The 7,986-nt window shown below is 54.4% G+C and carries 5 protein-coding genes; 4 read left to right on the top strand and 1 reads right to left on the bottom strand.

Features of this window, described 5'->3' with window-relative positions; all coding sequences use genetic code 11:
* Window positions 1-1,328, bottom strand: a 1,328-nt coding sequence (locus ACY692_RS13305) for an Ig-like domain-containing protein (protein ID WP_462325863.1), incomplete at its 3' end; no start/stop codon positions are given.
* A gap of 362 nt (window positions 1,329-1,690) precedes the next feature.
* On the opposite strand from ACY692_RS13305, the gene ACY692_RS13300 reads away from it, so the two are divergent.
* The 4 genes from ACY692_RS13300 to ACY692_RS13285 are packed head-to-tail and all read left to right on the top strand — an operon-like array spanning window position 1,691 to window position 7,982.
* Entirely contained in the window at window positions 1,691-3,865 is a 2,175-nt protein-coding gene (locus ACY692_RS13300; RefSeq protein ID WP_462325862.1) for a type I secretion system permease/ATPase, read from the top strand.
* Window positions 3,866-3,898: 33 nt separating this feature from the next.
* Window positions 3,899-5,218, top strand: a complete 1,320-nt coding sequence (locus ACY692_RS13295; protein ID WP_462325861.1) for an HlyD family type I secretion periplasmic adaptor subunit — start codon at window positions 3,899-3,901, stop codon at window positions 5,216-5,218.
* Window positions 5,199-5,897, top strand: a complete 699-nt coding sequence (locus ACY692_RS13290) for a transglutaminase-like cysteine peptidase (protein WP_462325860.1) — start codon at window positions 5,199-5,201, stop codon at window positions 5,895-5,897. The genes ACY692_RS13295 and ACY692_RS13290 overlap by 20 nt, the downstream gene beginning before the upstream one ends.
* A gap of 9 nt (window positions 5,898-5,906) precedes the next feature.
* Window positions 5,907-7,982, top strand: a complete 2,076-nt coding sequence (locus tag ACY692_RS13285) for an HD domain-containing phosphohydrolase (protein WP_462325859.1) — start codon at window positions 5,907-5,909, stop codon at window positions 7,980-7,982.
* The last annotated feature ends 4 nt before the right edge of the window (window positions 7,983-7,986 follow it).

The raw sequence follows: 7,986 nt of genomic DNA, 5'->3' as shown, positions 1-7,986 counted from the left end.
CCGTTGATGGTCACCACGACGGTCTGTGTGTCCGTCCCGCCCTGACCATCGTCCACGGTCACTTCATATGTCTGGACCAGGGAGTCTCCCTGATTCAGGGATTGTATGGTTGGATCATTGTTGTCCGCACCGAATTCCCACGTACCGTCCGGATTGACGGTCAAGGTTCCGACATAGTCTCCGCCCTGGGGGGTGACCGTGAACGTTTGGCCCACATCATCCACTCCCGGTGTCAGATTCAGATCGCCGCCGGTTGCTAGAAGCGCACCGTCGTCTTCGGTGACGCTTCCCGTGTCGGAAGAAATGGCCGGGTCGTCATTGACCGAGGTCACGGTAACAGAAACCGTTTCCGTCGCTACATTGCCCTCACCATCGGTGACCGTGTAGGTGAACGAATCATCCCCATAATAGTCGGGATCGGGTGTATAGGTCACCGTGCCGTCGGGATTGACAGCCACGGTACCGTTTGCGCCCTGGGTGACTTCGGTTATACTCCCGCCCTGGACATCATTGTCATTGTCGAGCACCGGGATTGTCACGGCCTGGTCTTCCGGCGTGGTCACACTGTCGGGTACCGTATCCACTACCGGCGTAACCCCGACGGTTACCGTACCGGTCACGGTATCACCGTCAGTATCCGTCACTACATAGGTGAAAGAGTCGGTCCCGTTGAAATCCGGATCAGGAGTATATACATAACTGCCGTCATCGGAAATGGTCACGGAACCGTTGCTCGGCCCTTGCCCGACATCGACGCCGGACACGCCATCAAGGATGGTATCATTGGTCAGCACATTTCCTGCAACCGAAACATCTTCGGCCGTGGTCACAAAATCGTCCGCAAGATCGGGAACATCGTTCCCGGCCTCTTCTTCGGCACCGGTACTCTCCAAGTTTACGGGGCTATCTTCCGTCCCATCCCGAGGCCCAAGAGTACCCAGGCGATCCACGCCGTCCAGAATATCACCGGGGTCATCCCTATACTCGCCGGAACCACCACCTTGCGGGCCATCCTGTCCGGCAGCCGGCTCGAGTCCTTCGATATCCCAAAGGGCAGCAATATCGGCCGCTGTAATGGAAGATCCATCCTGCAAGATCATTTCAGCTTCCGACCCCTCCGACCAGAGGGCAAAGTCCTCGAGTACGATCCGGCCGTCATCGCCAAAAGAGAGAACCAGATCATCCCCATTCATCTCGGCCACGGCTTCGGTGGGATCAAAATCCAAAAGCAGAGGACGCCCCGCTTCCAGGGACACGACAGCCTCCTTTCCCACCTGCTCGGGCAAAATTACGGATATGGGTTCGCGTTCGGCTCGATCCGAATTCATACCTTCAGACTTTACATTGACTGGATTGGATTTTTCATTCGCGACCATGACTTCTCCCTCGGCACCCTGCTGGATGCCGTTCGCCTAATGGCAGTGGTTGGCATTTTTTTGCTGCAGCCAGATATTACTTTGGGTATGCAACACAGGTAGCAATCCGGAATTTGATTCCTTGGACAAGCTCTCATTGTTGACGTATGGGTAATACCTTACATATATATTTTGAAAGCTATAAGCAATCCTCAATAAAAAATATGAGGCTTTTATTTATTAATAGTAATTAATATCAATTTGGTCAACAGTTATCACTTTTTTATATTAGTGTGTAACAAACCGATATTATTCGCATTCAATGCGAGGAAGGCATGCAATCACCCCCGACAACACCACCCGAACCTTCAAAAGCTGCACAGCCCGTCGGATCTATCAGTCCCCACCCCCGGGTAGAAACCACCCCGCCTCTTCTGGGAGCCCTCTCTATCCTTTTTTCAACCGTGGGCACCCCCAAAAGTCCGGAAACCCTTGTCCAGGGTTTGCCCCAGGCATCCGCGTTTCCACCGTCTCTGTGCATTCGGGCCGCTGAACAGAACGGAATGTCGGCCAAATTGGTCAAACGGACTAACCTGAGCCACATCTCTCCCCTGACCCTGCCGTGCGTGCTTCTCCTGAAAAACGACAACGCTTGTGTGCTTACGGCACTTAACGACAAACAGGGGAGCGTCATCTTTCCGGAGAACGAGACGACCACCCATACGTTATCTATCGACGATCTGGCCAAAGAGTATACCGGATACACCATCTTCGGAACAATGAAGACAAAGATGGATAATCGGGTCAAGGAGATGCGTTTTTTTACCTCCAAATCCTGGTTCTGGGGAACCATCTTCCGCTTTTTCCCCATCTACCGGCATGTCATCACCGCAAGCGTGGTCATCAATCTTCTGGCCCTGGCAAGTCCCCTCTTTGTCATGAACGTGTACGACCGGGTCGTGCCCAACAGCGCCACGCATACATTGTGGGTCCTTGCAACCGGTGTGGCCGTCGCGTTTCTGTTCGACTTCCTGCTGCGCAACCTTCGGGGATATTTTGTGGATGTTGCCGGCAAAAATGCCGACGTGATCATTGCCAGTCGTCTCATCCAGCACGTCATGTCCATGCGCCTGGATGCCCGGCCCGAATCCACCGGAACCCTGGCCAACAATCTGCGGGACTTCGAGTCCCTCAGAGAATTCTTCAGCTCCTCCACCCTGCTGGCCATCGTGGACCTTCCATTTGTGGCCGTATTTCTCGTGTTCATCCATTTTCTGGGCGGCCCATTGGTGTTCATTCCTCTGGCAGCCATTCCCATCGTGCTCATCGTCGGGATCATCGCCCAATACCCTTTTCAGAAGATCATCCAGCAGGGGGCGCGTGAATCCGCCCAGAAAAATGCCCTTCTCGTGGAGATGCTCGCCGGCATCGAGGCCATCAAGGCCAATATCGCCGAGGGGGAATTGCAGGCCAAATGGGAAAAAATGGTCGGTGCCAACGCCGCCACATCGGCACGTTCCAAGTCGCTGGCCCATTTTTCCATCACCTTTTCCACGGTCATGGCCCAGCTGGTGAGCATGTGTGTGATCATCTGGGGCGTCTATCTGATCACGGCCGGGGAGCTGACCATGGGCGGGCTCATCGCCTGCAACATTCTTGTCGGACGTTCCATGGCTCCGCTTGGTGCACTGGCAGCGCTGCTGACGAGGTTCCAGCAATCACGAGTGGCCCTCAAGTCCCTGGATCTGATCATGCAAACACCCAGCGAACGATCCGAGCAGGAAGACCGTATCGAGCACAAGGACCTCGAACCGTCCATCACATTCAAGGAAGTCACCTTCCAGTACCCGAACACTCAAACCCGCTCCCTGAACAGGTCAAGCTTCTCCATCCGCCCGGGAGAAAAAGTGGCCGTCATCGGCAAGATGGGCTCGGGCAAAACGACCATTGCCCGGCTGTGTCTGGGCATGTATCATCCCTCAGAGGGCAATGTGGAAATCGGCGGCGTGGACATCCGCCAGCTGGATACCAACGGACTCCGACGCAAAATCGGTTACGTACCCCAGGACGTCTATCTGTTCTACGGCTCGGTCAGGGACAATATCGCCTTTGGCGCGCCGTGGGTGGATGACCAGGCCATTCTCAAGGCGGCCGCAACCTCGGGAGCCCTGGAATTCATTCGGGTGTCTCCGGCCGGGTTCCAGTTACAGGTGGGTGAACGGGGGCAGTACCTCTCAGGCGGGCAACGCCAGTCCATCGCCATAGCCAGGGCACTGCTCTTTGATCCGGACATCGTCATCATGGACGAGCCGAGCAGTTCCATGGACAACGGGGGTGAAGCCCTTCTGCGCAAACGTCTGAAAAAAATCCTGGCCGCCAAGACCCTGATCCTGTTCACCCACAGAATGAGTATGCTCGACCTTGTGGACAGACTCATCGTTCTGGACGACGGCCAGGTCATTGCCGATGGTCCCAAGAACAAGGTCGTCGAACTGCTCAAGAAAAAATAACCACATTGCAATCACCTGAATCAGGATCACATCATGTCCGCACGCACCCGCCAGCAGGACATCCCGTACATGAACGACGTGGATGCCGCCTTTTTCAACCGTGGCCACGGGTTGGCCTATGTTCTTTCCGCACTCATCGCCATTTTATTTGCAGCCTTTGTCGCATGGGCCCATTTTGCAGTCCTGGACGAGGTGACCCGAGGTACGGGCCAGGTCATCCCTTCACAACGGATTCAGGTCATCCAAAACCTCGAGGGAGGCATTCTCGAAAATATTTTGGTCAACGAGAACCAGATCGTGAACAAGGGAGACATCCTCGTACGCATCAGTAATGAGATGGCCGCGTCCATGTTCAGGGACGCCGAGGCAAAGGCCATGGAACACAAGGCAGCCGTTGCCAGACTCCAGGCCGAGATAGAGGGCGGGCCCATCGTTTTTCCCGAAGAGATCACCGACACCCAACTCATCGAGGACCAGAAAGCCATCTACGCAACCAAAACAAAACAACTGGACACCGAGATCAGGGTCCTGGACTCGCAATATCGGCAAAAACGTCAGGAAATCAAAGAGATGACCGACCGCAAGCAGCAGCTGGCTCAAAGCCTCAAGATAGCCAGAGAACAACGGGACATCGCCAAGCCCCTGATGCAAAAGAATCTCTATCCCAAGGTGGACTACCTGAGCCTTGAGCGGGACGTACTTTCCCTGGAGGGTGAGATAAAGAGTCTTTCCAGCTCCATCCCCAGAGTCAGAGAGGCTGCGGCCGAAGCCAAACAAAGAATCGCCGGCAAAAAAGCGGAATTCGCTTCAGCGGCCCAGGACGAGATCAACCGTCGCAGAGTCGAACTGCGTTCTCTGATCGAGACACTTTCCGCGGGGAGGGACCGGGTCACCCGAACCGAAGTCAGGTCACCGGTCCGGGGGACCATCAAACAGATCATCATCAGCACCCAAGGCGGGGTGATCCGGCCGGGAGAACCGATCATGGAGATTGTGCCTCTTGACGACACATTGCTCGTGGAAGCCAACATCCGCCCGGCAGATATCGCCTTTCTCCACCCGGGCCAGAAGGCCATGGTCAAAATTTCAGCGTATGATTTCTCCATATACGGAGGACTTCCGGCCAAGGTGGAGCAGATCAGCGCGGACACCATCCAGAACGCCAAGGAAGAAAGCTTCTACAAGGTCAAGCTCAGAACAGAGAGCAACGCCATTGTCTACCGGGGGGACAAGTTGCCCATCATTCCCGGCATGACAGCCACCGTGGATATCCTGACCGGTCATAAGTCGGTCCTCGATTATCTGCTCAAACCCATCCTCAAAGCAAAGCAGAATGCCTTACGAGAACGGTAACGGATCGAGACTTCGCGCTGTCCGTGAAAGGGTGGCCTTCATTGCAATAACCCTTGCATGGATCTTTGTCGCGTCCACTGTTCACGGCAATGTCCATGCAAGGGATCTGTTCGGGTTCAAGGACTTGCGGGGCAATCTTTCCATCCTTGGACGATGGAAGGACATCATGCTCATCGGGAAAAAAGAATTCACCTTTTTTTCAACATGCACACCGGGGTCTCCCGATTGTCCGGCCGCATCGATCCGATGGAAAAAACTCGAAAAACATATTGTTCATGAATCCCGCCTAAAACAGGCAAAGGATGTAAATGCATTTTTCAACCAATGGCCCTACATCCTCGATGAAGACGTATACGGCAAACGGGACCATTGGGCTTCACCCCTCGAGTTCATCACCAGATCCGGCGACTGTGAGGATTACGCCATCACCAAATATTTCGCGCTGAAACAAATGGGCTTCGATCCTGCAACCATGCGCATCGTGGTGCTTAAAGACACCATCAGAAACATCACCCACGCGATCCTCACGCTGACCATCGCCAAGACAAACTACGTGCTCGACAACATGACGGACCTTCTGCTCGAGGATCGAGTCTACAAGCATTACCGCCCCCAATACTCTTTCAATGAAACGGGTCTGTGGCTTCATATCCATCCACATTCAACCCCGACAAGGTGAGTGAAAATCATGGAAAACACCTGTACGTTCTCCGAAGAAACCGGGACTATCTCCTGCCCCGTGCGCTTCAGAAACAAGAGCATTCTCCTGTGCATCGCACTCATTGTCCTGATCGTAGCGGGTTCGGGAGTCTACCTGTACTGGAGCCTTGATTCCAAAAAGAAGACCCTGTCCAGCCAGATAGAAAACCAGCTGCAAACATTGGCTACCAGCCATACGGTCACCATTTCCACATGGATCGAAACGCTCATCGACCAGGGCAAACGACTCACAGAAGCGGATATGTTTCGCATGTACTGCACCACTGTGGACGAATTTGCCGGCGACGTCTCCGCATTGATCCTGCCGGAACGAGCGCACGATAAAGATGGCCCCATATCCGAAATTCTTTCCAGGCAGCCTCTCATACAGCTGATGGTCGAGGAATTCGCAGGCTTCTCCGGCTTTGTGGCGGCACGGGTGGTCAATCACAAAGAAACCCCGTTCATCAACGCCCCCCGTACCAACCAGCCCCTGTCAAAGAGCCAAAAAATGCTCATCGCACAGACGATCCAACTGGGTCAGGCCGTATTCTCCCCCCTTCGGAAAAGCGATCAGGGCTTGCTGATGGACCTTTACCTCCCCGTGTTTTCGCCAGATCAATCCGATCCCATCAGGACGGTTGCCGTGACCATACTCACCATCAATGCCACCACGAACCTGAACGATATCCTCTCTCTGGGGCCGGGACGCGACCAGGGGGAGCACACTCTTTTGATCGAACAAAAAGGAAAAGGGTTCCGCGAGGTCGTTCCCTGGCTTGCCCAGGGATTCAGGACGCTGGAAACCAAAGAGGGGCTCATGACGAAACAGAACATGAGTATCCGTTTGGGAACATCATTGCGAGGAAACAACAGGGTGTATGCCCTTGGTCAAAAAATCCCCCAACTCGATATATGGGTGGTGGAAGAAATCGATGAAAGCGTGGCCACCAAAGACCTGCGCGGCAGCATGCTCCGGGAAATCGTTATCTCCGTTCTCATGACCCTGATTGCTTGTCTGGCCTTAGTCCTCGTCTGGTGGACAATCATGGAACGGGAACGCCGGTCGATCGCTCTAGAGTTTAAAGCCCTGGCCGACGAGAACGCACGCCAGAAACACTTTCTCGACTCGATCAATGCAACGGTCCCCGAACTCATCGGGCTCAAAGACAATGGGGGGAGGTACACCTATGTCAATAAGACCTTTGCGTCCGCCCTGGGCAAGGAAATCCACGAGATCCTCACTCTGGACGACGGGGAGCTGTTCGGTTTCGATACGGGAAGAAGACTTAAAAAGTCCGACAACGAAGCCATGGCTCAGAACACGGTCATCGGGTGCCGGGAAACCGTTTTCATCCAATCCCGGAAGCATATCTTCCAGATCAACAAAGTGCCGTTCCGGGACGAGCATGACGAGCGAAGAGGTATTCTGTGTGTCTATAGAGATGTGACCATTGAAGCCGAACACGAGAAAAAAGCCGAGAAGCTCGTCAACCAGACCATCTCGGCGCTGGTCAAGGCGGTTGAAATGAGCGATCCGTATCTTGCGGGACATTCCCAGATGCTTAAGACATTGGCCGCAAGACTGGGTGACACCGTGGAGATGGCCGCCAACGACCGCAAAACTCTGGAGATTGCAGCGACCCTTTCACAAATAGGCAAACTCTTTGTGGACAGGAAACTTTTGACCAAACCCGGCAAGCTGTCTGACGAGGAACGGAGGGCCGTGGAGCAGCATGTACAATTTGCAGCGGAGATGCTCGACGACATTGATTTTGAACTCCCGGTCCGCGAGACCATCATCCAGTGCAATGAATTCCTGGACGGGAGCGGATACCCAAAGGGACTGGTCGGGGAAGAAATTTCTCCCCTGGCACGTATGCTCTGCGTGCTGAATACCTTCTGCGCCCTGATCAAACCCAGGTCGTACCGGGCAGCCTTGGCCCCGGATCAGGCCCTGGCCATCTTGAAGGAGCGGCCAGACCTGTATGATCAGGATGTGGTGAAGGCTCTCGAATCGCTGCTTCCCGATCCCGATCTCCAGTCGCTTCTTGCCGGATTCTAAACAG

It is taken from the genome of Desulfoplanes sp. (genome assembly GCF_054921335.1).
The sequence above is the reverse complement of the archived record's forward strand: the minus strand, read 5'-3'. Positions and strand labels throughout refer to the sequence as shown.

Bases quoted from the DNA above. Each gene is read 5' to 3' on its own strand.
- ACY692_RS13300 (WP_462325862.1), top strand. From the start codon at position 1,691: ATGCAATCACCCCCGACAACACCACCCGAACCTTCAAAAGCTGCACAG.
- ACY692_RS13295 (WP_462325861.1), top strand. From the start codon at position 3,899: ATGTCCGCACGCACCCGCCAGCAGGACATCCCGTACATGAACGACGTG.
- ACY692_RS13290 (WP_462325860.1), top strand. From the start codon at position 5,199: ATGCCTTACGAGAACGGTAACGGATCGAGACTTCGCGCTGTCCGTGAA.
- ACY692_RS13285 (WP_462325859.1), top strand. From the start codon at position 5,907: ATGGAAAACACCTGTACGTTCTCCGAAGAAACCGGGACTATCTCCTGC.